21 protein-coding genes are annotated in these 23,480 nt (G+C 67.6%); 8 read left to right on the top strand and 13 right to left on the bottom strand.

Annotation, left to right across the window (positions count from 1 at the left end; genetic code table 11):
- Positions 1-29: 29 nt before the first annotated feature.
- The 4 genes from mnmG to K32_RS21920 are packed head-to-tail and all read left to right on the top strand — an operon-like array spanning position 30 to position 4,341.
- Positions 30-1,910: a tRNA uridine-5-carboxymethylaminomethyl(34) synthesis enzyme MnmG gene (gene mnmG / locus K32_RS21935; RefSeq protein WP_201401533.1), complete on the top strand. Its 1,881-nt coding sequence runs from the start codon at positions 30-32 to the stop codon at positions 1,908-1,910.
- Complete coding sequence (gene rsmG, locus K32_RS21930) at positions 1,907-2,542, top strand: 16S rRNA (guanine(527)-N(7))-methyltransferase RsmG (RefSeq protein ID WP_201401532.1); 636 nt, start codon at positions 1,907-1,909, stop codon at positions 2,540-2,542. Before mnmG ends, rsmG begins: the two co-directional genes overlap by 4 nt.
- 25 nt (positions 2,543-2,567) lie before the next feature.
- Positions 2,568-3,416 (top strand): ParA family protein, encoded by an 849-nt coding sequence (locus tag K32_RS21925; protein WP_201401531.1) that lies wholly within the window; start codon positions 2,568-2,570, stop codon positions 3,414-3,416.
- A gap of 37 nt (positions 3,417-3,453) precedes the next feature.
- Positions 3,454-4,341, top strand: coding sequence for a ParB/RepB/Spo0J family partition protein (locus K32_RS21920; RefSeq protein WP_201401530.1), 888 nt, complete (start codon positions 3,454-3,456; stop codon positions 4,339-4,341).
- Positions 4,342-4,454: 113 nt separating this feature from the next.
- On the opposite strand, the gene K32_RS21915 is transcribed toward K32_RS21920, so the two are convergent.
- Positions 4,455-5,096 carry an HD domain-containing protein gene (locus K32_RS21915; RefSeq protein WP_201401529.1) on the bottom strand — a complete coding sequence of 214 codons (642 nt, stop codon included), beginning with the start codon at positions 5,094-5,096 and terminating at the stop codon, positions 4,455-4,457.
- 117 nt (positions 5,097-5,213) lie between these two features.
- Here K32_RS21915 and K32_RS21910 point away from each other — a divergent pair, with 117 nt between their 5' ends.
- The gene (locus tag K32_RS21910; RefSeq protein ID WP_201401528.1) at positions 5,214-6,191 is read left to right on the top strand and encodes a GlxA family transcriptional regulator; all 978 of its coding nucleotides are present in this window, start codon (positions 5,214-5,216) and stop codon (positions 6,189-6,191) included.
- Positions 6,192-6,215: 24 nt separating this feature from the next.
- Here the strand turns inward: K32_RS21910 and holA are convergent, their stop codons facing one another.
- The 3 genes from holA to leuS form a co-directional block, all read right to left on the bottom strand.
- Positions 6,216-7,211, bottom strand: a complete 996-nt coding sequence (holA, locus tag K32_RS21905; RefSeq protein ID WP_201401527.1) for a DNA polymerase III subunit delta — start codon at positions 7,209-7,211, stop codon at positions 6,216-6,218.
- Between the two features lie 143 nt (positions 7,212-7,354).
- On the bottom strand, positions 7,355-7,909 hold the full coding sequence (gene lptE, locus K32_RS21900; protein WP_201401526.1) for an LPS assembly lipoprotein LptE: 555 nt from the start codon (positions 7,907-7,909) through the stop codon (positions 7,355-7,357).
- On the bottom strand, positions 7,896-10,529 hold the full coding sequence (leuS, locus tag K32_RS21895; RefSeq protein ID WP_201401525.1) for a leucine--tRNA ligase: 2,634 nt from the start codon (positions 10,527-10,529) through the stop codon (positions 7,896-7,898). Before leuS ends, lptE begins: the two co-directional genes overlap by 14 nt.
- Positions 10,530-10,729: 200 nt before the next feature.
- On the opposite strand from leuS, the gene K32_RS21890 reads away from it, so the two are divergent.
- Entirely contained in the window at positions 10,730-11,458 is a 729-nt protein-coding gene (locus K32_RS21890; protein ID WP_201401524.1) for a YggS family pyridoxal phosphate-dependent enzyme, read from the top strand.
- A gap of 374 nt (positions 11,459-11,832) precedes the next feature.
- Here the strand turns inward: K32_RS21890 and K32_RS21885 are convergent, their stop codons facing one another.
- On the bottom strand, positions 11,833-12,363 hold the full coding sequence (locus K32_RS21885; RefSeq protein ID WP_201401523.1) for a L,D-transpeptidase: 531 nt from the start codon (positions 12,361-12,363) through the stop codon (positions 11,833-11,835).
- Between the two features lie 132 nt (positions 12,364-12,495).
- Here K32_RS21885 and K32_RS21880 point away from each other — a divergent pair, with 132 nt between their 5' ends.
- Together K32_RS21880 and K32_RS21875 are read left to right on the top strand one after the other, a co-directional pair.
- The gene (locus K32_RS21880; protein ID WP_018182190.1) at positions 12,496-13,179 is read left to right on the top strand and encodes a response regulator transcription factor; all 684 of its coding nucleotides are present in this window, start codon (positions 12,496-12,498) and stop codon (positions 13,177-13,179) included.
- A 52-nt stretch (positions 13,180-13,231) separates the two neighbouring features.
- Entirely contained in the window at positions 13,232-13,693 is a 462-nt protein-coding gene (locus K32_RS21875) for a cyclic nucleotide-binding domain-containing protein (protein WP_201401522.1), read from the top strand.
- A 13-nt stretch (positions 13,694-13,706) separates the two neighbouring features.
- On the opposite strand, the gene K32_RS21870 is transcribed toward K32_RS21875, so the two are convergent.
- From K32_RS21870 to K32_RS21835, 8 genes are all read right to left on the bottom strand, one after another.
- On the bottom strand, positions 13,707-14,498 hold the full coding sequence (locus K32_RS21870) for an SDR family NAD(P)-dependent oxidoreductase (RefSeq protein WP_201401521.1): 792 nt from the start codon (positions 14,496-14,498) through the stop codon (positions 13,707-13,709).
- An 84-nt stretch (positions 14,499-14,582) separates the two neighbouring features.
- A complete protein-coding gene (locus K32_RS21865) occupies positions 14,583-15,152 on the bottom strand; it encodes an SRPBCC family protein (RefSeq protein WP_244669677.1) in 570 nt (189 codons plus the stop codon).
- On the bottom strand, positions 15,149-15,556 hold the full coding sequence (locus K32_RS21860; protein ID WP_201401520.1) for a helix-turn-helix transcriptional regulator: 408 nt from the start codon (positions 15,554-15,556) through the stop codon (positions 15,149-15,151). Before K32_RS21860 ends, K32_RS21865 begins: the two co-directional genes overlap by 4 nt.
- Before the next feature lie 613 nt (positions 15,557-16,169).
- Positions 16,170-16,973, bottom strand: a complete 804-nt coding sequence (gene xth, locus K32_RS21855) for an exodeoxyribonuclease III (protein ID WP_201401519.1) — start codon at positions 16,971-16,973, stop codon at positions 16,170-16,172.
- A gap of 374 nt (positions 16,974-17,347) precedes the next feature.
- A complete protein-coding gene (locus K32_RS21850; RefSeq protein ID WP_244669675.1) occupies positions 17,348-18,022 on the bottom strand; it encodes an outer-membrane lipoprotein carrier protein LolA in 675 nt (224 codons plus the stop codon).
- Between the two features lie 84 nt (positions 18,023-18,106).
- Positions 18,107-20,677: a DNA translocase FtsK gene (locus tag K32_RS21845; RefSeq protein ID WP_201401518.1), complete on the bottom strand. Its 2,571-nt coding sequence runs from the start codon at positions 20,675-20,677 to the stop codon at positions 18,107-18,109.
- Positions 20,678-20,701: 24 nt separating this feature from the next.
- Entirely contained in the window at positions 20,702-21,886 is a 1,185-nt protein-coding gene (locus K32_RS21840; RefSeq protein ID WP_201401517.1) for an aminotransferase class I/II-fold pyridoxal phosphate-dependent enzyme, read from the bottom strand.
- Between the two features lie 194 nt (positions 21,887-22,080).
- The gene (locus K32_RS21835; protein WP_201401516.1) at positions 22,081-23,427 is read right to left on the bottom strand and encodes an ammonium transporter; all 1,347 of its coding nucleotides are present in this window, start codon (positions 23,425-23,427) and stop codon (positions 22,081-22,083) included.
- Positions 23,428-23,480: the final 53 nt, after the last annotated feature.

Genomic DNA, 23,480 nt, shown 5'->3' with positions numbered 1-23,480 from the left:
AGGACAGCCCGATCAAAGGGATCCAAACCATGACCAGCGCAGCAGTTGCGAGCTTCGACGTCGTCGTCATCGGCGGCGGCCATGCCGGCACCGAGGCCGCCGCCGCCTCGGCGCGGCTCGGCGCCCGCACCGCCCTCGTCACCCACCAGGCCGCCACCATCGGCATCATGTCGTGCAATCCGGCGATTGGCGGCTTGGGCAAGGGCCATCTGGTGCGCGAGATCGATGCGCTCGACGGCCTGATGGGTCGGGTGGCGGATGCCGGCGGCATCCAGTTCCGCATGCTCAACCGGCGTAAGGGACCGGCTGTGCGCGGTCCGCGCGCCCAGGCCGACCGCAAGCTCTATCGCGAGGCGATGCAGGCCGAGATCGCCGCGACCCCCAATCTCACTGTGGTTGAAGGCGAGGCGGACGACCTGACCGTCGTCGACGGCCGCATCGCCGGTGTCGTGCTCGCTGACGGCCGCGCCATCCGCTGCGGCGCCGTGGTGATCACCACCGGCACCTTCTTGCGCGGCCTGATCCATATCGGAGAGACCAAGATCCCGGCCGGCCGGGTCGGCGAGAAGCCGGCAATGGGCCTGTCTGCCGCGCTGACGCGGCACGATTTCAACCTGGCGCGACTGAAGACCGGCACGCCGGCGCGGCTCGATGGCCGCACCATCAATTTCGAGATCCTCGAGCGCCAGCCGGGCGATGATGAGCCGGAGCCGTTCTCGACGCTGACGGCGCGGATCGACCGGCAACAGGTCGATTGCTTTATCACCCGTACTACCGAGGCGACGCACGACGTCATCCGCGCCAACTTGCATCGGTCGCCGATGTATTCCGGCCAGATCGAAAGTCGCGGCCCGCGCTATTGCCCGAGCATCGAGGACAAGATCGTCCGCTTCGCCGAGCGCGACTCGCACCAGATCTTCCTGGAGCCGGAAGGGCTCGACGATCCGACCATCTATCCGAACGGCATTTCGACCTCGCTGCCGGAGGAGGTGCAGAAGGCGCTGATTGCGACCATCCCGGGTCTGGAGAACGCCGTCATTCTGCGGCCGGGCTACGCGATCGAATATGACCATGTCGATCCGCGTGAGCTGACCGGGTCGCTGGAGACCAAGAAGGTCGAGGGTCTGTTCCTCGCCGGCCAGATCAACGGCACCACCGGCTATGAAGAGGCGGGGGCGCAGGGCGTCGTCGCCGGCATCAACGCGGCCCGCCGCGCGGGTGGGCGGGACGGCGTCGCCTTCAGCCGGGCGGAAAGCTATATCGGCGTGATGATCGATGACCTCATCAATCGCGGCGTCACCGAGCCCTATCGCATGTTCACCTCGCGGGCCGAATATCGGCTGTCGCTGCGCGCCGACAATGCCGATCAGCGGCTGACGCCGTTCGGCCTCGCGGTCGGCGTGGTCGGCGATCGTCGTCGCGACGCCTTCGCCGCCAAGCTCGGCCAGCTCGAGGCGGCGCGCGCCGCCTTTGCTTCGCACACGATGACGCCGAACGAGGCGGTCAAGGTCGGCCTCGGCGTCAACCAGGATGGCGTACGTCGCTCGGCCTTCGATCTCCTGGCCTATCCGGATATCGACGCGGCGCGGCTGGTGCAGGTCTGGCCCGAGCTCGGCGCCTTCGCGCCGGCGATCCTCGATCAGATCGAGGCCGACGCCAAATATGCCGTCTATTTGAATCGGCAGCAGAACGATATCGAATCGGTCAAGCGCGACGAGGCGGTGGCGCTGGGCGACGACATCGACTATCGCGCCATCGAGGGGCTGTCGAACGAGCTGCGCCAGCGGCTGATGCTGGTGCGTCCCGCCACGCTCGGCCAGGCCGGGCGCATCGAAGGCATGACGCCGGCGGCGCTGGCGCTGCTCCTGACCACGGCGCGTCGCCGCCCGCAAATCCGGACTGTTGCATGACCGATACGATCGCGGCCGTCGAGGCCATTCTCCCCGTTTCACGTGAAACAGGCGAGCGGCTGGAGCGCTATGTCGCGCTGCTGCGCAAGTGGCAGCCGGCGCAGAACCTGGTCTCGCCGAATACGCTGAACCAGATCTGGCTGCGCCATGTCGCCGATTGCGCCCAGCTCGTCGCGCTGTTTCCGGACACGCGGCGCTGGCTCGATCTCGGCAGCGGCGCCGGCCTGCCCGGCATGATCACCGCCATCCTGCTGGCCGGCCGGGAGGGCGCCGTCGTGCATTGCGTCGAGGCCAATCAGCGCAAATGCGCCTTCCTGCGCACGGTGATTCGCGAGACCAGCGCGGCCGCGGTCGTGCATGAAGGGCGGATCGAATCGGTTCTGAAACAATGGAACGAGCCGGTCGAGCGCATCAGCGCCCGCGCCCTGGCCTCGCTCAAGGACCTGCTCGATCTCTCGGCGCCGGTTCTGGCGACGGGCAGCATAGGAACCTTTCACAAAGGTGAAGATTTCGAGGGGGAACTGGCCGAGGCCTCTAAATCTTGGAGCCTCGATCTGGTAAGACACAAGAGCATGATCGACGAGCGAAGCTCGATCGTCGAGATCTGCCGCGCAGAGCGCCGGTCCAGCTAACCGCGCTCAACCGAAGAGGCCGCTGATGTCCCAAGCCGATCCGTTTTCGCCGCCGTCCCTGCTGCCACCCCAGCCGCGCGTCATCGCGCTGGCCAACCAGAAGGGCGGCGTCGGCAAGACGACGACGGCGATCAACCTCGGCACCGCGCTGGCCGCGATCGGCGAGGAAGTGCTGATCGTCGATCTCGACCCGCAGGGCAACGCCTCGACCGGGCTCGGCATCGATCGCAAGAGCCGGCTGCGCTCGACCTATGACGTGCTGGTCGGCGAATCCTCGCTGGCCGAGATCGTGATGGAGACGGCGGTGCCGCGGCTGTCGGTGGCGCCGTCGACCATGGATCTGCTTGGTGTCGAGCTGGAAATTGCCGGCCGCTCCGACCGCGCCTTCAAGCTGCGTCGGGCGATCGCCAGCCATATGCAGCGGCCGGAATCGATTCGGGGTCGAAACTACAGCTATGTGCTGGTCGACTGTCCGCCCTCGCTCAACCTGCTGACGATCAACGCGCTGTCGGCGGCGCATTCGATCCTGGTGCCCCTGCAATGCGAATTCTTCGCACTCGAGGGCCTGAGCCAGCTGCTGCAGACGGTCGACCAGGTGAAGCATGCGCTGAACCCGGAACTGTCGATCCACGGCATCGTGCTGACCATGTTCGACAGCCGCAACAATCTCGCCAGCCAGGTCGTGGCCGATGTGCGGGCGCATATGGGCGACGCCGTCTACGACACGGTGATCCCGCGCAACGTCCGCATCTCGGAGGCGCCGTCGCATGGCAAGCCGGTGCTGCTCTACGATTTCAAGAGCACGGGCAGCCAGGCCTATCTGCGGCTCGCCTCGGAAATCATTCAGCGCGAGAAGCGCCTGCGCGCCGCCTGACGGGCGCGACATATTCGGGTTTTGAGGAGTGGACGCCATGAGCATGGAAGACGGATCGCGCCGGCGCCTTGGACGGGGGCTTGCCGCCCTGATCGGTGATGTCGGCGCCGCCCAGGACGCGGTGGCGAGCGACCCGCGCAGCCGCAATTCGCGCCGCGTGCCGGTCGAGTTCCTGCGGCCGAACCCGCGCAACCCGCGCAAGGCGTTCGAGGAGGAGGATCTCGCCGATCTCACTGCCTCGGTGCGCGAGAAGGGGATCATGCAGCCGATCCTCGTCCGCCCGGTGCCGGGCGGGCCTGCCGACGCCTACGAGATCATCGCCGGCGAGCGGCGCTGGCGGGCGGCGCAGCGCGCCAGCCTGCACGACGTGCCGATCATCATCCACGACGTCAACGACAAGGAAGCGCTCGAGCTCGCCATCATCGAGAACGTCCAGCGCGCCGACCTGAACGCGCTGGAAGAGGCGCTGGGTTACCAGCAGCTGATCGACGAGTTCGACTATAGCCAGACGGCGCTCGCCGACGTCATCGGCAAGAGCCGGCCGCATGTCGCCAACACTCTGCGGCTCCTGAAGCTGCCGCCGGCGGTGCAGACCTATCTGCGCGACGGTAAGCTGACGGCCGGCCACGCCCGCGCGCTCGTCACGGTCGACAATCCGGAAGCGGTGGCGCAGCGGATCGTCGACATGGGGCTGACGGTGCGCGACGCCGAGGCGCTGACCCAGAACGAGCCGAAGAAGGCGCAGCGCGCCGCCAGCAAGGCCGAGAAGGACGCGGATACGCGGGCGCTGGAAAAGCTGCTCGGCGACAGCCTCGGCCTGATGGTGACGATCGATCACAAGTCGAACGGCAGCGGCGAGCTGAAGATCCGCTACAAGTCGCTGGAACAGCTCGACGAGATCTGCCGCCTGCTGAAGCGCGAGTAGTTCTTTTTTTGGCACTACCCGTCGCGTCTGGCGACGAGGAGTGCGGAAGTTTCGAACAATGACGCCGACCGTTGGCCCGAGGGCAGACGGTCGGCGTTTTGATTTGGGGAGCCTCAGCTTGGCCAGGCCGAGTTGCGGATCACGCTGCAGAAATTGCCCCGCTGGAAGGCCGGGTCCTTGTCGGCGAGGACGTCCGCCTTGACGTTGCCGAAGGTCGTCTGCGGCTTGTGGCGGATGCCGTCATAGAAGGCCTGGATGATTTCTTCCTTGAACGGGCCGGGGCGTGGATGGGCGGCGACGACCGCCTCGCGCTCGGCGTCGCTGTAGTCGGCATAGGTCAGGCCGAGCACGTCCATCTCGACGCCGGCGGTGACCATGGCGATGACCGGGTGCATATGCTGGGGAATCCCGGGCGTCGTGTGCAGCGCGATCGCCGTCCAGACGGTGTCGATGTCGCTTTCGTTGATACCATGCGAGCGCAGGAAGTCGCGCGCCGCGTTGGCGCCGTCGACCTCGAAGCGCTCGCAGGCGCTGCTGTGCTGGTGGGTCAGGCCCATGTCGTGGAACATGCAGCCGCAATAAAGCAGCTCCGGATCGACCTTCAGCCCGCGCTTCCGCGCCGCCAGAGCGCCCCAGTAGAAGACGCGGCTCGAATGATGGAAGAGCAGCGGCGATTCCGTATCACGCACCAACTCGGTGATCTCGCGGGCGAGTTGGCTGTCGGGAATACCTACGCCGTCGATGGTCAAGGTCATCCAATTTCTCCTGCGGTTTGGACTGGTCCGGAGGGTAGGCTTCGTGCAATCTCGTCTGCAATTGACGGATAACGGCGGATTCTGCCAAATCCGGCCTGAGACGGACGCGAGGGCGAAATGGGCAAGGCGGAGCCAAGCACGAAGACGATCGCGATCCTGGCGATGCCGGGCGTCCAGCTGCTCGATGTCGCCGGCCCACTCGATGTATTCGCCGAGGCGAACAGCCAGGCGGGCGAGGCGGTCTACCGGCTGATCGTCCTCGCCGGTGAGCCCGGGCCGGTGACGAGTTCATCCGGCGCGCAATTGCTGCCGGACCATGTCATCGGCGCCGATTTCGCAGAGTCGATCGACACCCTGCTCGTCGCCGGCGCGCCGAGCGCGCATGTCGTCGAGCCGGCGGTGGAGGTCGTGGCGTGGCTCAAGGATGTGGCGCCGTCGACGCGGCGCTATGGCTCGGTCTGCGCCGGCGCCTTCCTGCTCGCCGCGACCGGGCTTCTCGACGGCCGGCGGGTGACGACGCATTGGGGCGTTGCCCGCAAGCTGGCGGAAGCCTATCCGGCCGTCACGGTCGACGAGGACGCGATCCATATCCGCGATGGCCGCCTGCGCACGGCGGCGGGCGTGACCGCCGGCATGGATCTGGCGCTGGCGCTCGTCGAGGAGGACCTCGGCCGCGACATCGCCATGCGGGTCGCGGCGCAGCTGGTGATGTTCTTCAAGCGTCCCGGCGGGCAGATGCAGTTCAGCCGCAAGGACGAGGCGGTGCCGGCCGGGCGCTCGGCCCTGCAGGAGCTGCAGCGCTGGGTCGCCGCCAATCCGGCGCTCGACCATACGGTGGCGAGCCTCGCGGAACGGCTGCATCTGAGCCCCCGCCATTTCGCCAGGCTGTTCCGCGCCGAGGTCGGCATCACGCCGGCGAACTGGGTCGAGGCCGCGCGCGTCGCGACGGCGCGGCGTCTGCTCGAGACGGGCCATGACGCGCCGAAGCAGGTCGCCGCCCAGTGCGGCTTCGCCGATGCCGATACGCTGCGTCGCGCCTTCGGGCGCCATGTCGGCGTGACGCCGGCTGAGTACCGAAAACGCTTTCGCGGCTAAGTAATCGCGGAGAGCCCGGGAATCCTAGCGTCGGGCCCGCGCCAGCATGGTGACGGCGAGCAGCGCCTGGCCAATTACTTCGTCGGCTATGTTTGCCTTGAGTCGGCTATCGAAGATCGCCCCGTCGAGGCGCTCCAGCGCCATCAGCAGCCGATCGGCGGTCCAGATCCGCAATTGCTGCTCCAGCTTGCCCTTGCGCTGGAAGAAAATGCCGCCGGCATAGCGCTCGATCGCAGTCGATTGCGGCATGCCGTCCTCGGCCGCCGCCTTGATCCGGTGCAGCAGATGGAAATGGCGGAGCGCCGCGTTGGCGACGACGAAGGCGGCGGTGCCGGAGCCGAGGATGCGCCGGAAAGCCTTGTCGAGCCCGGCGGCGTCGCCGAGTGCGGCCGCGTCCACCGCCTCGTCGGTCGCCGACGCGCCGGCATCGCCGACGACGGCGCGCACGGCGTCGATGTCGATCGTGCCGGTGCCGAGCGCATAGAGGCAGAGCTTGGCGACCTCGGAGCGGCTCGCCAGCCGGTCGGCGCCGAGCAGGCTGCGCAGCAGCGCCCGCGCATCCGGCTCGATCGAGAGCTTCGCTTCCTGGAGTTCGGAATCGATCAGGCGGTCGAGCGCCGCGTCATTGTCGGCGTAGCAGGCGATCGCCGCCGCGCCGCGCGCGTTCTCGCAGATTTTGCGGAGGCCGACGCCCTTCTTGATGTCGCCCGCCTCGAGCACGATCCAGGCGTCCTGCGGCGGCGCCGCCAGCACCGCCTCGACGGCGGCCTGGATCGGGCGGTTGCCGGAAACCTTGACCCAGATGGCGCGCGTGCCGCCGAAGAGGGCGATGGTGTTGGCCTCGTCGGCGAGGCGTCCGGGATCGCCGGCGATCTCGGAGGAATCGAGCCGGACGAGCGCGAACGGATCGTCGTTCTTGCCGAGGATGGTCTTGGCGAAGCCGGCGGCGCGCTCGGAGATGAGGCCGGTGTCACTGCCGTGGATCAGCACGACGCGGATGGCGGGATCCGGCCGGCTCAAGAATCGGTCGGCATCCTGGGGCTTGATCTGGACCATCGTGTCCGGTCGGCCTCAAACGTTTCGGGCGAAGCGGTGGCCGCTTCGCCCTGTGAAAACGCAGTCAAACAAACCGCCAGGTCGTCGGCGCGGAGCGCCGGGGCGACCTAGCTGGTCTTGCGGGTTGCCAGCGCCGCCGAGAGACGGAGCTGGATGTCGTCGGCGACCGCCTGGGCGGCGCGATCCTCGGCATCGATCCGGGCCCGCTGGTTGGCGAAGGCCTGGTTCGAACGGTCATAGGAGGCGACGCCGCGGTTGAGCGAGCGCAGGATGACCTTGCCGCTGCTGATTTCCTTCAGCTCGTAGGCGACGGTGACGGTGACCGAATAGGCCGGCGCCGTCTCGTCGCGTTCGAAGCCGAGGCGGGCCTCGGCCGACGTGACCCGCATGGAGAGCTCATAGCGGGTCGGCGCGGCCTTGCCGCCGCCGGTGAAGCCGTAGATCAGGTTGTTGCGCACTTCCTGCGCGACGCGGTCGCTGACGTCTTCGACCGAGATGGCGGAAAGATCGGCGGCGACCTGCGGTCCCTGGGCGATCGGCATGTAGACCGGCTGCACCGTGCAGGCCGAGGCGAGCATGCCGAGGCCGACGGCGACGAGGCCGGCGCGCGCCAGCCGCCCGGCGGCCGAGGCCGGAACCCGGCCGTAATCAGACGACGACATTGACGATCCTCTTCGGCACGATGACGATCTTGCGGGGGGCACGGCCTTCCAGCGCCTTGACGACGCCGTCGAGGGCCAGGGTGGCGGACTCGATTTCACTTTCCGACGCGGTGGCGGAGATTGTCAATTCCGCCCGCTTCTTGCCGTTGATCTGGATCGGCAGCACCAGTTCGTCCTCGGCGAGCAGGGCCGGATCGACGACCGGCCAGGCGGCCTCGGCGGCGAGCCCCTCATGGCCGAGCAGGCCCCAGATCTCTTCCGCCAGATGCGGGATCATCGGGCCGATGGCGGCGACGAGGAACTCGGCTGCTTCCCGCAGCGCGAAGGCGACGTCGGCGGCTGGCTTGCCGCCGCCGGTCTCGCTGTTCTTGCGTGCGGCCGAGATGGCGTCGCCGAAGACGTTGGCGAAGCCGTGAATGCGGGCGACGGCGACGTTGAAGCGCAGGCGCTCGATGTCTTCCTCGACCGAGGCGGCCAGCTTGTGGCTGGCGCGACGCAGCGCGGTCGCCTCCGGACCGAACGTATCGGGCTTCGGCGCGTCTTTCTCCGAGAGCTCGACAGCATCGCCGACCAGGCGCCAGAGGCGCTGGGTGAAGCGCCAGGCGCCCTCGATGCCGGCTTCCGTCCATTCGCTGTCGCGCTCGGGCGGCGTGTCGGAGAGCATGAACCAGCGGGCGCAGTCGACGCCGTAGGTCTCGGCCACCACTTCCGGCGGCACGACGTTCTTCTTCGACTTCGACATCTTCTCCGGCGGACCGACGGTCACCGGCTCATCGGTGCCGACCTTGACCGAAGTGCCGTCGGCGCGCTTCTCGACCTCTTCCGGGAACAGCCACTTGCCGTTCTGGTCCTTGTAGGTCTCGTGCACGATCATGCCCTGGGTGAACAGGCCCGCGAAGGGCTCCGTCACCGAGACGCGGCCGGTGCGCTCGAGCGCGCGGGTGAAGAAGCGCGAATAGAGCAGGTGCAGGATCGCGTGCTCGATGCCGCCGATATACTGGTCGACCGGCAGCCAGTGATCGGCCGCGTCCTTGGAGAGCGGCGCCTGGCCGGGCTGGCTGGCGAAGCGGGCGAAATACCAGGACGAGTCGACGAACGTGTCCATCGTGTCGGTCTCGCGCGTCGCGGCTTCACCGCAATGCGGACACTTGACGTGCTTCCAGGTTGGATGCCGGTCGAGCGGGTTGCCGGGCTTGTCGAAGGTGACGTCCTCCGGCAGGCGGACCGGCAGGTCTTCCTTCGGCACGGCGACCGGGCCGCAGCTCGGGCAATGGATGATCGGGATCGGGCAGCCCCAGTAGCGCTGGCGCGAGATGCCCCAGTCGCGCAGGCGGAAATTCACCTGGCGCTTTGCCTGCGGCGCATTGCCGAGGATCTGGCCCTCGAGCCGGAGCGCCACGGCCTCCTTCGCCTCGGGGATGGTCATGCCGTTCATGAAGTCGGAATGGAACAGCGTGCCGTCATCGGTATAGGCGGTGTCGCCGACTTCGAAGGTCAGCGAATCCGCGCCTTCCGGCAGCACGACCGCCTTGACCGGCAGGCCGTATTTGCGGGCGAAGTCGAGATCGCGCTGGTCATGCGCCGGGCAGCCGAAGACGGCGCCGGTGCCGTAATCCATCAGGATGAAGTTGGCGACATAGACCGGCAGGTACCAGCCCGGCACCAGCGGGTGCTTGGCGCGGATGCCGGTGTCGAAGCCCTTCTTCTCCTGCGTCTCGATCGCCTCGGCCGAGGTGCCGGTGCGGCCGCATTCGACGATGAACTCGGCCAGCGCCGGGTTGGTCTCGGCGAGCTTGGCGGCCAGCGGATGGTTGGCGGCGATGGCGACGAAGGAGGCGCCGTAGAGCGTGTCCGGACGGGTGGTGTAGACCTCGATCTCGCTCTCGCCCTGCGGCGCCGAGATGGCGTCGAGGCCGAAGCGGACCATCAGGCCCTCGGAGCGGCCGATCCAGTTGCGCTGCATCAGCCGGACCTTGTCCGGCCAACGGTCGAGGCCGTCCAGCGCTGCGAGCAGCTCCTCGGCGAAATCGGTGATCTTGAAGAACCACTGCGACAGCTTGCGCCGCTCGACCAGCGCGCCCGAGCGCCAGCCGCGTCCGTCGATCACCTGCTCGTTGGCGAGCACGGTGTTGTCGATCGGGTCCCAGTTGACCTCGCTCTCCTTGCGATAGACCAGGCCGGCGGCGTGCAGATCGGTGAAGATGCGCTGCTGCTCGGCATAATAGGAGGGATCGCAGGTGGCGATCTCGCGGCTCCAGTCGAGCGAGAGGCCGAGCAGCTTCAGCTGCGCCTTCATCGTCTCGATGTTCTCGTAGGTCCAGATCTTCGGATGGCTGTTGCGCTCGATGGCGGCGTTCTCGGCCGGCAGGCCGAAGGCGTCCCAGCCCATCGGATGCAGGACGTTGAAGCCCTTCATGCGCTTGAAGCGCGCCACCACGTCGCCCATCACATAGTTGCGGCCATGGCCGATATGGATGCGCCCCGACGGATAGGGGAACATTTCCAGCACGTAGTATTTCGGACGCGGGTCGTCGTTCTTCGTCTCGAAAATGCCCTGTTCGGCCCAGGCACGCTGCCAGCGCGGTTCGGCGTCACGAGGGTTGTAGCGTTCTATGGCCATGGTCCGTCGTCGAAAAAGAGAGGAAAAGGGCGGTGTAACGCCGCCGGAGCAGGGTGCGACCTTCACCAGAAACGCACCGCCCGGTCAACCGCTAACGCTGCCGCAGCGGCGAGAGGCGCGCCCGGGGGCGGTCCGCCGATCGGTTGAGCCTTGCTGCGACGCATGCTAGGCCGCAGCACCTCTAGGATACGGAGCGCGCCATGCCTGATCTGAAGCCCGACGACGTCCAGTCGCGCCTCGCCGCCGTTCTCGAACGCATCCGCGCCAAGGAGGCCGCGAGCGGCCGGCCGGATAGCTCGGTCGAGCTGATCGCCGTGTCGAAGACGTTCGGCGTCGACGAGATCCGCCCCGTGATCGCCGCCGGCCAGCGCCGCTTCGGCGAGAACCGCGTGCAGGAGGCGCAGGCGAAATGGCCGCTGCTGCGCGCCGAGACGGCCGATATCGAGCTGCATCTGATCGGGCCGCTGCAATCGAACAAGGCGAAGGAAGCGGTCGCGTTGTTCGACGCCATCCACACCGTCGACCGCGACAAGATCGCCGGGGCGTTGGCGGTCGAGATCCAGAAGCAGGGGCGCGTGCCACAGCTTTTCGTGCAGGTGAATACCGGGCTGGAGCCGCAGAAGGCGGGGATTGGGCCGCGCGAGGCGGCCGCGTTCGTCGAACGCTGCCGCGCGGTGCATGGCCTCGCGATCGACGGGCTGATGTGCATTCCGCCGGCCGGCGAGGCGGCCGGGCCGCATTTCGCCCTGCTCGCCAAGCTCGCGGCGGAGATCGGCGTCGAAAACCTCTCCATGGGCATGAGCGGCGATTTCGAAACGGCGATCGCCTTCGGCGCCACCCATGTCCGCGTCGGCGGCGCCATCTTCGGCTCCCGCCCGCCGATCGTCTCCGCCGTCGCTCCGGACGAGCCGGGCGATCAGGCCGGGTGAGACGCCAAAGGCGGAGGTTCCCGTCTTTGGCCCGATCCCTTTGCTGAACGAGCATGGAGCCAGCCTGCGCAACGCGCTCGCCGTCATCCCGGGCTTGACCCGGGATCCATCCAGCCGGGTTGGCTGGCGTTTTCGTGTGAAATCCCGAGGGCGTGGATGCATGGATCCCTGCTTTCGCAGGGATGACAGGCTTCCTTCACCTCTCCCATGGGGAGAGGTCGACGGCCGCGGGCCGGCGGGTGAGGGGGTACGTCCTCGCCGGTCTATCTCCGCCGTAGCGTCTCATCCTGAGAGTTCCCAACCCCTCACCCGGAGCTTCGCTCCGACCTCTCCCCATGGGAGAGGTGAGGGCTGTTGCGCCAATTGGGGACCTCTCACCGCACCGCGATCGCCGCGCCGGGCTTCAATCGCCCCAGGATCTTCAGCATGTCCGGGTAGCTGACGGCGACGCAGCCTTCCGTCGGCGTGTAGCCGGGGCGGGCCAAGTGGAAGAAGATGGCGCTGCCGCCGTTCTGGCGGCGCGGGCGCAGGTTCCAATCGAGGATGACGACAACGTCGTAGACGGCGTCGTCGCGCCACATCGTCTCGGTGCTGGCGGGATAGGGCAGGGTGACGGGGCGGTTGTAGTTGCGGTCGCCCTTGCCGTCGCACCAGCCGTCGCGCGGGCGCGTCTGGCGCAGCGGCAGCGCCGTCCGCGGGCGTTGGATACGATCGGCCCGGTAGCGCACTTCGAGGAGCGCATAGCGTCCGGCGGGCGTGCCGCCGTCACCCTCGCGCTTGGCGTGCGTCACGCCGGAGCGACCGAGCGCGCAGGGAACCCTGAGATTGCCGAGCCGGAGCACACCACGGGTGCGGCAGCCGGGACGGGGCTGGACGAGCAGGGTCTGTCGGTTGTGCCGGCGCATAAGACTTTCGGGGGAAGCGTGGCGCTTGCTTGCGCGGTGCCACAATTGAGGGCTACACCTTAGCCGATCGAATTGGAAGAATGCTTCGGTTCCGGCCTACGAAAGCCGAAGAAAACGTCAGGGGCAAGCGCCATGGCTGCACGGCGAATTCTGGTCGTCGACGACGACGACCTGCTGCGCGAAAGTCTTGTCGAGCAATTGTCGCTTTATGAAGAGTTCGAGCTGCTCGACGAGCCGACGGCCACCAAGGGTGTCCAGCGGGCGCGCGGCGAGCCGACCGACCTCTTGATCATGGATGTGACGCTGCCCGACATGGATGGCCGCGAGGCGGTAAAACTGCTCCGCAAGGGCGGCTTCAAGGCGCCGATCATCATGCTGACGGGGCATGATTCCGAATCCGACACCATTCTCGGCCTCGAGGCCGGCGCCAACGACTATGTGACGAAGCCGTTCCGCTTCGCCGTGCTGCTCGCCCGCATCCGCGCGCAATTGCGCCAGTTCGAGCAGAGCGAGGACGCCACCTTCTCGATCGGCCGCTACACCTTCCGCCCCAGCGCCAAGCTGCTGCTCGACGAGCGCGGCCAGAAGATCCGGCTGACGGAGAAGGAAACGTCGATCCTGAAGTTCCTCTACCGCGCCGGCGAAAAGGTCGTCGGCCGCGATGTGTTGCTGCACGAAGTCTGGGGATATAATTCTGGCGTCACGACGCACACGCTCGAAACGCATATCTACCGGTTGCGGCAGAAGATCGAGCGCGAGCCCTCGATCGCGGAGCTGCTCGTGACGGAAGCCGGCGGCTACAAGCTGGTTCCATGAAACACAGGCCGGCCATGCGGCTTCGATCGCGGCTCGGGGCAGGAATATCGGCGTGACGCTGGAACAGGATATCGCAAGGCTTTCGACCGTTCCGCTGTTCGCGGAACTGGCGACGGACCATTTGCGGCTCATCGCCTTCAGCGCGACCCGGCTGGAGCTGCCGGCCGGGCGGGTGCTGTTCCGCGCTGACTCAAAGGCGCTGTCAGGATTCGTCGTGATGTCGGGCGAGATCGAGCTGTCGCGCGGCGGCGAGGATCGCGTCGTGCTCGGCGTCTATGGCCCGGGCACGCTGATCGGCGAGACGGCCCTGTTCATCGAGACGCGCCGCCCTGCCACGGCGACGGCGTTGGGCGATGCGCTGGTGGTCGAGATCGACCGCACGCTGATGCGGCGCATCTTGACGGAATATCCCGAAGTCGCCCAGCGCATGCACACGATGATCGCCGACCGGCTGATGGAAACCGTCGGCGATCTCGGCCGGCTCGAGGGCCGGTTCGACGCGGATCCGCACTAGGACCCGCTCCGGCTCAGTCGAGCAGCGAGCCGCAGGTCAAGTTTGCCAGCGCGCCGGTCATGGCGCCGGCGCGGTCCGAGGCGACGAAGGCGGCATAGTCCGCGATCTGCTCCAGCCTCGGCAGGCGGCCGAGCTGCGTATCCCGCGCATGCACTTCGAGCCAGGCTTCCGTTGTCGTGCCGATGCCGCGCGTCATGCCGTCGAACAGCTCGCGCGTGTAGGAGAGCGGCACGGCGTCGGGGATGGCGTCGGAGCGCAGGCAGATGACGCGGACGCCGAACTGGCCGAGTTCCACCGCGAGCAGCCGCGAAAACGTCTCGACCGCGCTGCAGGCGATGCCGTGCGCGAGGAAGCCCGGATGCGTCACCCGCGATCCCGGCGCGGTCATCGTCAGGATGACGCCGCCGCGCTCTCGCATGTGGCGGGCAACCGCCCGCGCGGTCAAAAAATTGGTGCGCGTGTTGCCGCCGATCGTGTGCTCGAATTCGTCCAGGCTGACTTCGGCCAGCGGCAGGCCCTGCCGGTGCACGACGCTCACCGCGTTGAAGGCGATGTCGATGCCGCCGGCGCGCTCGGCGACCCGGTCGGCATGTTCGTCGACCGACGCCTCGTCCTGCGCGTCGACGATGTCGACGGTGACGCGACCGCCCTCGGCGCGGATGTCGGCGGCGACGGTCTCGAGCCGCTCGCGGGTGCGGCCGGCGAGGAAGATCTCGGCGCCCTCGCGGGCGAAGGTGCGGGCGGTGGCCCCGCCGATGGCGCCGCCACCGCCATAGATCACGGCAATCTTGTTTTTGAGCAGCATGACAGCCTCCCTGGCTGAATCAGAGGGATGTGAAGTCGGTATGCGAGGAAGATGCGGGGTCGGGGGGCGGCGCCCCCCGAGGCGCTACCAGGGCGGAATGCGCTGGTCGTAGATCGCGTCGAGCCGCGTCATGGTGCGCCAGAAGCTCTGCGGCGTTTCGCCGGCGAGATGGGCTTCCAGAATGCCGAGATGGGTCTGCCATCCCGCAGAGACGCTGACCAGCGCCGCGCGTGAGGGCAGGCGGGTATGGGTCAGGCGCAGCAGCACCTTGTCGCCGCGCGGCTCCAGCTCGACGCGCACGTCGGATTCGAGGTCCGGTCCGTGCTGCCAGCGGAAGCCGAAGAGGCGCGGCGGTTCGCAGACCGTCACATGGCCGATGATCCGGTTCTCATTGCCGTGTTCGGCATATTTGGGCGGCGGCAGGTCGCCCGCGTCGGAGAGATCGGCGTTGCGGATCAGAATGCCGACACGGCCGCCGGTGCGCGGCTCGATCTCGCCGGCGCCGAACCAGGTGCGGCGCTTGTCCGGATCGATCCAGTAGTTCCACAGGCGTTCGATCGGCCCGGGCAGCAGGCGTTCGATGCGTACCGCATCCTTCGCGATGAGCTCGCTGAGCAAGGTTTCGCCGGATGGTGTCTGATCAAGCATGGTCATGACTGGACTCCTTGTTTGCCGTCCCGTTTCGGGTTCGGATCGGCCCCCGTCTCGCGTTCCGCGTCTTCCCGTTTCGCATCCTCGGCGACGAGCAGGTCCTCGAGCCTGTCGAGGCTCTGCTGCCAGACCTTCTCGTAATGGCGCATCCACTCCATGCCGGCATGTATCGGTGCGGCGTCGAGCCGGCACACATGGGTGCGGCCGCTGACGGTGCGGGCGATCAGCCCGGCGCGTTCCAGCACCTTGATGTGCTTGGAGGCGGCGGCAAGCGTGATCGAGAACGGCGCGGCGAGCTCGCTCACCGTCTGTTCCGATTGCGACAGCCGCGCCACCATCGCCCGCCGGGTCGGATCGGCCAGGGCATGGAACACGTCGTCGAGAAGGGGTGCGCTATAGTCAACCATGTAGTTGAATATAGCGCCTGTGACGGAATAGTCAACCGATTGGTATAATGATTTGGCGGCTGTCGAAGGACCACGGCTCAGCTCCCCAGGCTTCGGCGGCGATGGATCCCTGCTTTCGCAGGGATGACGGCGAGGGTGGGGAGGCGCCGGCGTTCCATCCGGCGCCGTCGTTTCGGCTCGTCCTCACCGATGATGAGCTTCGCGCGTACCAACTTGCGCCGTTGAGCCACGAACGGCCGACACACACTCCGCCGTCATCCCTGCGAAAGCAGGGATCCATGCCGGGCGCACGCTCGATTTTCCCAAGGCTTGGCTGGAGGGATCCCGGGCTTCGCGGCGTCCGGGATGACGGAGAGTGCTTCACCTCTCCCATGGGGAGAGGTCGACGGCCGAAGGCCGGCGGGCGAGGGGTTCAGGCCTCACCGGAGAACTCCCAACCCCTCACCCGGAGCTTCGCTCCGACCTCTCCCATGGGAGAGGTGAGCGGCCGTGCGGATCGGGCGGGCTTGAGCCACTACCGCTCCGAAGAAAGCCCCTCCCCAAGATCGCCGGGGCGATCTTGACCCTCAAGGAGAGAATTCAGGCGCAAAGAGGCGCGTCAAAAACCGGCGCCTCAGACCGCGATACGGGCGATGACCGGGACGTGGTCGGACGGCTTGTTCCAGCCGCGCGCCTCGCTGATCACCTCGATGCCCTGCAGGCGCGCCTTGAGCGGCGGCGTCACCCAGACGTGGTCGAGGCGGCGGCCGCGATTGGAGGTCTCCCAGTCCTTGGCGCGGTAGCTCCACCAGGTGAAGAGCTTCTCGTCCTTCGGGATGAAGTGGCGCATGGCGTCGATCCAGCCGCCGGCCTCGCGCACTTCTTCCAGCAGCTCGGTCTCGACCGGCGTGTGGCTGACGACGTTCAGAAGCTGCTTGTGCGACCAGACATCGTGCTCATACGGGGCGATGTTGAGATCGCCGACGAGGATGGCCGGGCCGCTGGTCTCGGCGCCGGTCAGCCAGCTCTTCATCTCGTTCAGGAAGCCGAGCTTGTGCTCGAACTTGTCGTTGATCGCCGGATCCGGCTCGTCGCCGCCGGCGGGAACGTAGAAATTATGCAGCGTGATCGGCAGGTCGCGGTCGGTCAGCGCGACCTGGATGTGGCGCGCATCCTCCTTGCCGTAGAAGCCGCGCCGCTTCGTCTCGACGAAGGGCTTGCGCGAGACGGTGGCGACGCCGTGATAGCCCTTCTGGCCGTGCACGGCCTGGTGGACATAGCCGAGCTTGTTGAAGGCGCCGGCCGGGAAATTGTCCTCGATGCACTTGATCTCCTGCAGGCAGAGGACGTCGGGCTGGTGCGCCTCGAGGAAGGACGTGACGAGATCGATCCGGAGGCGGACCGAATTGATGTTCCAGGTCGCGATGCTGATGGTCATGAAGGGGTTCCGGCGGCGAGAAGAGCGCCGGGTCGGCATACGGGATCGTGCCGCCGATCGCCAAGCAAAATCGCTCTCGGCAAAATTGTGCGGTTGGACGGCGGGCTCGCGGACAGGACCGGGAGGGGCGGCGACCGGCTACGCCGGCCACAAAAGGAAACGCCCAGCTCCGGGGGGGAAGCTGGGCGTTGCGCTTTACAGCGCCTTGCGCCCGTCAGAGACGCGGCGCTTCGCGGGACCATCTTCGGCGAGACGGGGGGCACTACCGATCGATGGAATGGCCCGCTGTTTCTAACATTTGGGGAGCCCGGCGGGGGATTCAAGGACCGGCGTGACAATCCGGCATCACCGCCGTTCACATCGGCGCGAGCCGATTATTTCAGGCTCTTGTTCGGCAGGTAGTAGTCGATCTTGAAGTGCTTGGGATCGGCGGGACGGCCGATCTCGACGTCATAGACGGCGACTGAGGTGTCGAGCCCTTGCGCGTCGGTGACGACCCACTGGCGCAGCTCGTAAGTCTGCGTGTCGAAGATCAGCTTCAGGCTGCCGCCGCCGAACGCGCTCTCCTGTTCCAGCACCAGCGAGATCAGGTCGGGCTCCTCGATGATCTTGCGCACGATGTTGGACGAGGTCAGATCGATGCGGTCGGCCAGCAGGTAGCGCAGCGGCGTCCGCTTCAGCGGATAGAGATCCTGGGTGCGCAGCTTGTTGTCGCGGATGGCGACCTGGTTGCCGTCGCTGACGACGTCCATCCGCACCGGCGGGCTGTAGTTGAAGCGGATCTTGCCGGGGCGCGAGATGAAGAACACGCCTTCCGACTGCTCGCCATTCGGGCCGAACTGGATGAAGCGACCCTGCATGGTGCGGATCGAATTGAAATAGGCGTTGATCTTGCTGAGCGCCGCCTTCTGGTCGGCGTTGAACGCGGCGAAAGCCTCGCCCGCCGTCAGCAGCGGAGCGGCCACCGCCGCCGTGGCGAGCCCGGCCGAAAGGGCCAGGAAGCGCCGCCGCGTCGTGCCGGTTTCCGTGTCGATCGTCACGATGGACATCCTTCGCGTCATGAGCCGGGCTGACCGGCGATTGCGTCCGTCATGCCCTGCGGCCTATTGCCGGTTGATGGCGATTTCGGGGCGTCAGTAGCGCCCGTCTTCGTTGTTCTCGACCAGGATTTCCCGCTTTCCGGCATGGTTGGCGGGGCCGACGAGGCCCTCCTGCTCCATCCGCTCGATCAGCGATGCCGCGCGGTTGTAGCCGATGGACAGCCGACGCTGAATATAACTGGTGGAGGCCTTGCGGTCCCGCAAGACCACGGCGACGGCCTTGTCGTAGAGGTCGTTCGATTCCTCGCCGCCGAGCACGGAAGCCGACGGATCGCCGCCGCCCTCGTCCTCGCCGTCATCCTCGGTGATGGCGTCGAGATAATCGGGCCGGCCCTGCAGCTTCAGGTGGCCGACGATCTTCTCGACTTCCTCGTCGGAAACGAAGGGGCCGTGCACGCGCTGGATGCGGCCGCCGCCGGCCATGTAGAGCATGTCGCCCTGGCCGAGCAGCTGCTCGGCGCCCTGCTCGCCCAGAATGGTGCGGCTGTCGATCTTCGAGGTGACCTGGAACGAGATGCGGGTCGGGAAATTCGCCTTGATCGTGCCGGTGATGACGTCGACCGAGGGGCGCTGCGTCGCCATGATGACATGGATGCCGGCGGCGCGGGCCATCTGGGCGAGGCGCTGCACCGTGCCCTCGATGTCCTTGCCGGCCACCATCATCAGATCCGCCATCTCGTCGATGATGACGACGATGTAGGGGATCGGCTCCAGCGGCAGGTCTTCCTGCTCGTAGATCGCCTCGCCGGTCTCCTTGTCGAAGCCGGTCTGGATCGTGCGGGTCAGGATCTCGCCGCGCGCCTTGGCCTGGCCGACGCGGGCATTGTAGCCGTCGATGTTGCGCACACCGACCTTCGACATCTTGCGATAGCGGTCCTCCATCTCGCGCACGGTCCATTTCAGCGCGACGACGGCCTTCTTCGGATCGGTGACGACGGGCGTCAAGAGATGCGGGATGCCGTCATAGATGGAGAGTTCCAGCATCTTCGGGTCGATCATGATCAGCCGGCACTCGGCCGGCGTCAGCCGGTAGAGCAGCGACAGGATCATGGTGTTGATGGCGACCGACTTGCCGGAGCCGGTGGTGCCGGCGACGAGCAGATGTGGCATGCGCGACAGGTCGACGACGACCGGCTCGCCGCCGATCGTCTTGCCGAGGCCGATCGGCAGGCGGGCCTTCGAATGCTCGAAATCCTCGGCGGCCAGCATCTCGCGCAGGAAGACCATCTCGCGGCGGGCGTTCGGCAGCTCGATGCCGATGGCGTTCTTGCCGGGGATGACGGCGACGCGGGCGGCGATCGCGCTCATCGAGCGGGCGATGTCGTCGGCGAGACCGATGACGCGCGACGACTTGATGCCGGGCGCGGGCTCCAGCTCGTAGAGGGTGACGACGGGACCGGGGCGGACATGGATGATCTCGCCGCGAATGCCGAAATCGTCGAGCACGCCTTCGAGCACGCGGGCGTTCTGCTCCAGCGCCTCGGTGTTGATCTTCATGCGCGGATCGGCGGCGCGGGGCGGGGTCAGGAAGTCGAGCTGCGGCAGCTCGAACACGTCGTTGGCCCCGCGCGATGGCTGCGCCTCGCGGGTCTGGCGCTTGCCGGGCTTGGCGCGGGCAGCGGGCGCGCGCGCCGGCGCCGGGCTCGGCGCCAGGTCGTAGTCGGCGTCGTCCTCGTTCGAGCCGTCGTCGAAATCGTCTTCCGGTTCCGCCACCCGGACGCGGCCGGGTGCCTTGGCGGCGCCGGCCAGGCGCGGCTCGACGCGGTCGCGCATCGGGCGATCGTCCGGGTCGGCCAAGGCGGCGCGACGCTCCGCCTGCTCGCCCGACTTGCGGCCGAACAGGCGGGCGAGGCTCGCCTTGGCCGAATAGCCGAAATGCGCCAGCGCGCCGAGCGGCACGGTGAGGAAGCTCGAGCGCTCCTCCTCGCCGAGCAGGTCGTCGCCATCGTCGAAGCGATCCTCGGGGCGCTGCCGCTTCGGCGCCGAGCGCACGGGCTCCGGCGCCGCCGGCCGCTCCTCGGGCTCGCGGCCGAAGCGGACGAAGCCGGCCGAATGCAGGAAGAGCGCCAGGGCGGCGATGCCGAACAGCGCGCCGGAAATCATCGTGGCGGTGTTGTCGACGGGCGTGCCGACGACGAGGCCGGGCAGGCGGGCGATGATGTCGCCGATGACGCCGCCCATGCCGGTCGGCAGCGGCCATTTGGCGGTGACGGGCACGAGCGCGAGCACGGCGGCGGCGAGCGCGCTGGCGCCGATCCAGGAAAGCAGCATGGTCTTGCGGAACGGACGGCCGCCGAACAGGCCGCGCCAGCCCCAGATCACCGCCGGCAGCAGCAGCATGGCGACGGCGAGGCCGAAGAACTGCATCAGCAGATCGGCGATGATCGCGCCCGGCAGGCCGAGCACGTTCACCGGCTCCTTGTCGACCGCGTAGGACAGGGACGGATCGTCGACCGCCCACGTCGCCAGGCTCGCCGCGATGGCGGCCGTGCCGGCAAGCAGCGCCAGCCCCGTCAAGAGCCTCAAATGGCGGCGGAGAAGCCTGCGGAGGCCGTCATCTTCCTCGGAAGGCAGCGGCAGCGAAACCGATCGTGTCGAACGCATTATCCGGTCATGTCCTTTGCGCTTCTAGCCGAGAACACGCGCCATGCGGGTGAGCGCTTCCTGGGTGGTGGCGAGATCCTGAACCATGGCGACGCGAATATAGGGCGTGCCGGGATTGGAGCCGTCGGGGCGCGGCAGCGCCAGATAGGCGCCGGGAATGGTGCGGACGCCGGCTTCCTGCCAGAGCCGCACCGCCGCATCCTCGCCGTCGCCGACCTCGAGCCAGAGAAAGAAACCGCCCGCCGGCGTCTTCGGCCGCACGTTCGGCCCGAGAATCGCGGCGGCGGCCTCGTATTTCGCGTTGTAGAGCGCCCGGTTCTCGGCGACGTGGCTCTCGTCCTCATAGGCGGCGACCGCGACGGCCTGGATCGGCCCGGGCACCTGCGGCGCCGCGATGTTGCGGAAGCGCATCCAGGCGCCTAGGAAATCCGGGTCGCCGGCGACGAAGCCGCAGCGCAGCCCCGGCAGGTTCGAGCGCTTGGAGAGCGAATGGAAGGTCAGGACGCCGGCATAGCCGTCGCCGAGCCGGTCGGCCGCCTGCAGCACACCGGGCGGCGGCACATCGCGGTAGATCTCGGAATAGCATTCGTCGGCGAAGACCATGAAGCCGAAGCGGCGCGCCGTCTCCAGGACCCGCGTCCAGTCGTCTGTGGTCGCGACGTCGCCCTGGGGCGCGGCCGGCGACGCGATGTAGAGGGCGATGGTGCGCGAAAGTACGTCCTCGCAGATCCGGCTGAGATCGGGGATGGCGCGTCCGTCGGCGCCGTCGTCGAGCAGCACGATCTCGGCGCCGGCCACTTCCGCCCCGGCGGCATAGGCCTGGTAGAACGGATTGGGCAGCAGCACGACCGGCCGGTCGATCTCGGGCCGGCGCTGGCGGGCGGCGAGCGCTGCGAGCACCAGTCCCTCGCGCGAGCCGTTCAGCGGCAGCACCATGCTTTCCGGGTCGATGGCGGTGGCGAGGGAATAGCGACGGTCGAGCCAGCGGGCGACGGTGCCGCGGAAGGCGTCGGTGCCGCGCATGGGCGGGTAGCGTCCGAACAGCGCGATGTTCTCCGCGATCACCGGCGCCACGAAGGCGGGCACGGGATGCTGCGGCTCGCCGATGGTCAGGTTGATCGGCGGGAGGCCAGGGGCCACGCCGGCCAGCCGCTCGTTCAGGCGGGCAAAGGGAGAGGTCGCTTGACGGGCGCTCGTCGGGCCGAGCATGACGCCGATCCTTGTTTTCGAAGACTGATAATTCGACCCTAAGCGGCCGTTGGTTAAGCCGGCTTTAACCATCCCCGAGGTGCGGCGAAAAAAAGACCCCGGCCGCTGGGCCGGGGTCTCGCCGTCTCTGGAAAGTGTTTTTCTGGGAAGGTGTTGTTTTTGGGAAAGGTCGGGCGCCGGGGCGCCCGGCCGGATCAGCTGTGGTAGGCGCGCTCGCCGTGCTCGACGATGTCGAGGCCTTCGCTCTCCACTTCCGGACGGACGCGGAGGCCGACGATGACGTCGACGATCTTGTAGAGGATCGCCGAGCCAACGCCGGACCAGACCAGCGTGAACAGCACGCCTTCGGCCTGGATCCAGAGCTGGTGCCCCATCTGGTAGTCGGTGACGCCGACGCCGCCGAGCGACGGGCTGACCAGGATGCCGGTGGCAAGGGCGCCGACGATGCCGCCGACGCCGTGGATGCCGAAGACGTCCAGGCTGTCGTCATAGCCGAAGGTGTTCTTCACCGTGGTGACGAAGAAGAAGCAGATGAACGAGGCGATGAAGCCCAGCACGATGGCGCCGGCAGGGCCGATGAAGCCGGCGGCCGGGGTGACGGCGACGAGGCCGGTGACGACGCCCGAGATCGCGCCCAGCATGGAGGGCTTGCCGCGGACGACCCATTCGATCAGCGACCAGCCGATGGCGGCGGCGGCCGTCGCGACGAAGGTGTTGATCGTGGCGAGACCGGCGACCGCGCCGGCGGTCAGCGCCGAACCGGCGTTGAAGCCGAACCAGCCGACCCAGAGCAGGGCGGCGCCGACCATGGAAAGGGTCAGCGAATGGGGCGGCATCAGGTCCTTGCCGAGGCCGGCACGCTTGCCGATGATCAGGGCGCCGACCAGGCCGGCGATACCGGCATTGATGTGGACGACGGTGCCGCCGGCGAAATCAAGCGCGCCGCGCTTGAACAGCCAGCCGGTCGACTGCCAGACCGAGTGGGCGATCGGCAGGTAGATCACGGTGATCCAGAGGACCATGAACATCATCACGGCGGCGAACTTCGTGCGTTCGGCGAAGGAGCCGACGACGAGGGTCGCGGTGATCGCCGCGAAGGTCATCTGGAACGACAGGAAGACATATTCCGGGATCGTGCCGGAGAGCGTGTCCGGCTTGATGCCGGCAAGGAACGCCTTCGACAGGCCGCCGATCAGCGCGCCGCCATCGGTGAAGGCGAGGCTGTAGCCGTAGAAGACCCAGATGATCATCGCGACGCAGGCGATCAGCAGCACCTGCATCAGCACCGACAGCATGTTCTTGGCGCGCACGAGGCCGCCGTAGAACAGCGCCACGCCGGGGACGATCATGGCGAGGACCAGGATGGTCGAGACCAGCATCCAGGCGGTGTCGCCGGAGTTCAGCGTCGGCGTGGCGGCGGCAACGGCCGCGTCGGTCGCCTGGACGGCCGGCTCTGTGGCGTCCTGGGCAAAGGCGACGACCGCCGATGCGAGGAGCGCGCCACCCGCGCCCACAAGGGAAAGAGCATTTCGAAGCTTCATGGAACCTCTCCTGTCGAACCGACCTGGGGTCGGCTGCCGGCGCCCGGGACACG

The organism is Kaistia sp. 32K (assembly GCF_016629525.1).
Classification (GTDB): domain Bacteria; phylum Pseudomonadota; class Alphaproteobacteria; order Rhizobiales; family Kaistiaceae; genus Kaistia.
This window is presented reverse-complemented; position numbering and strand designations above follow the sequence as displayed.

Excerpts from the sequence above, each read along its gene's own strand:
- mnmG (WP_201401533.1), top strand. The coding sequence starts at position 30 with ATGACCAGCGCAGCAGTTGCGAGCTTCGACGTCGTCGTCATCGGCGGC.
- rsmG (WP_201401532.1), top strand. The coding sequence starts at position 1,907 with ATGACCGATACGATCGCGGCCGTCGAGGCCATTCTCCCCGTTTCACGT.
- K32_RS21925 (WP_201401531.1), top strand. The coding sequence starts at position 2,568 with ATGTCCCAAGCCGATCCGTTTTCGCCGCCGTCCCTGCTGCCACCCCAG.
- K32_RS21920 (WP_201401530.1), top strand. The coding sequence starts at position 3,454 with ATGAGCATGGAAGACGGATCGCGCCGGCGCCTTGGACGGGGGCTTGCC.
- K32_RS21915 (WP_201401529.1), bottom strand. The coding sequence starts at position 5,096 with ATGACCTTGACCATCGACGGCGTAGGTATTCCCGACAGCCAACTCGCC.
- K32_RS21910 (WP_201401528.1), top strand. The coding sequence starts at position 5,214 with ATGGGCAAGGCGGAGCCAAGCACGAAGACGATCGCGATCCTGGCGATG.
- lptE (WP_201401526.1), bottom strand. The coding sequence starts at position 7,909 with ATGTCGTCGTCTGATTACGGCCGGGTTCCGGCCTCGGCCGCCGGGCGG.
- leuS (WP_201401525.1), bottom strand. The coding sequence starts at position 10,529 with ATGGCCATAGAACGCTACAACCCTCGTGACGCCGAACCGCGCTGGCAG.
- K32_RS21890 (WP_201401524.1), top strand. The coding sequence starts at position 10,730 with ATGCCTGATCTGAAGCCCGACGACGTCCAGTCGCGCCTCGCCGCCGTT.
- K32_RS21885 (WP_201401523.1), bottom strand. The coding sequence starts at position 12,363 with ATGCGCCGGCACAACCGACAGACCCTGCTCGTCCAGCCCCGTCCCGGC.
- K32_RS21880 (WP_018182190.1), top strand. The coding sequence starts at position 12,496 with ATGGCTGCACGGCGAATTCTGGTCGTCGACGACGACGACCTGCTGCGC.
- K32_RS21870 (WP_201401521.1), bottom strand. The coding sequence starts at position 14,498 with ATGCTGCTCAAAAACAAGATTGCCGTGATCTATGGCGGTGGCGGCGCC.
- K32_RS21865 (WP_244669677.1), bottom strand. The coding sequence starts at position 15,152 with ATGACCATGCTTGATCAGACACCATCCGGCGAAACCTTGCTCAGCGAG.
- K32_RS21860 (WP_201401520.1), bottom strand. The coding sequence starts at position 15,556 with ATGGTTGACTATAGCGCACCCCTTCTCGACGACGTGTTCCATGCCCTG.
- xth (WP_201401519.1), bottom strand. The coding sequence starts at position 16,973 with ATGACCATCAGCATCGCGACCTGGAACATCAATTCGGTCCGCCTCCGG.
- K32_RS21850 (WP_244669675.1), bottom strand. The coding sequence starts at position 18,022 with ATGTCCATCGTGACGATCGACACGGAAACCGGCACGACGCGGCGGCGC.
- K32_RS21845 (WP_201401518.1), bottom strand. The coding sequence starts at position 20,677 with ATGCGTTCGACACGATCGGTTTCGCTGCCGCTGCCTTCCGAGGAAGAT.
- K32_RS21840 (WP_201401517.1), bottom strand. The coding sequence starts at position 21,886 with ATGCTCGGCCCGACGAGCGCCCGTCAAGCGACCTCTCCCTTTGCCCGC.
- K32_RS21835 (WP_201401516.1), bottom strand. The coding sequence starts at position 23,427 with ATGAAGCTTCGAAATGCTCTTTCCCTTGTGGGCGCGGGTGGCGCGCTC.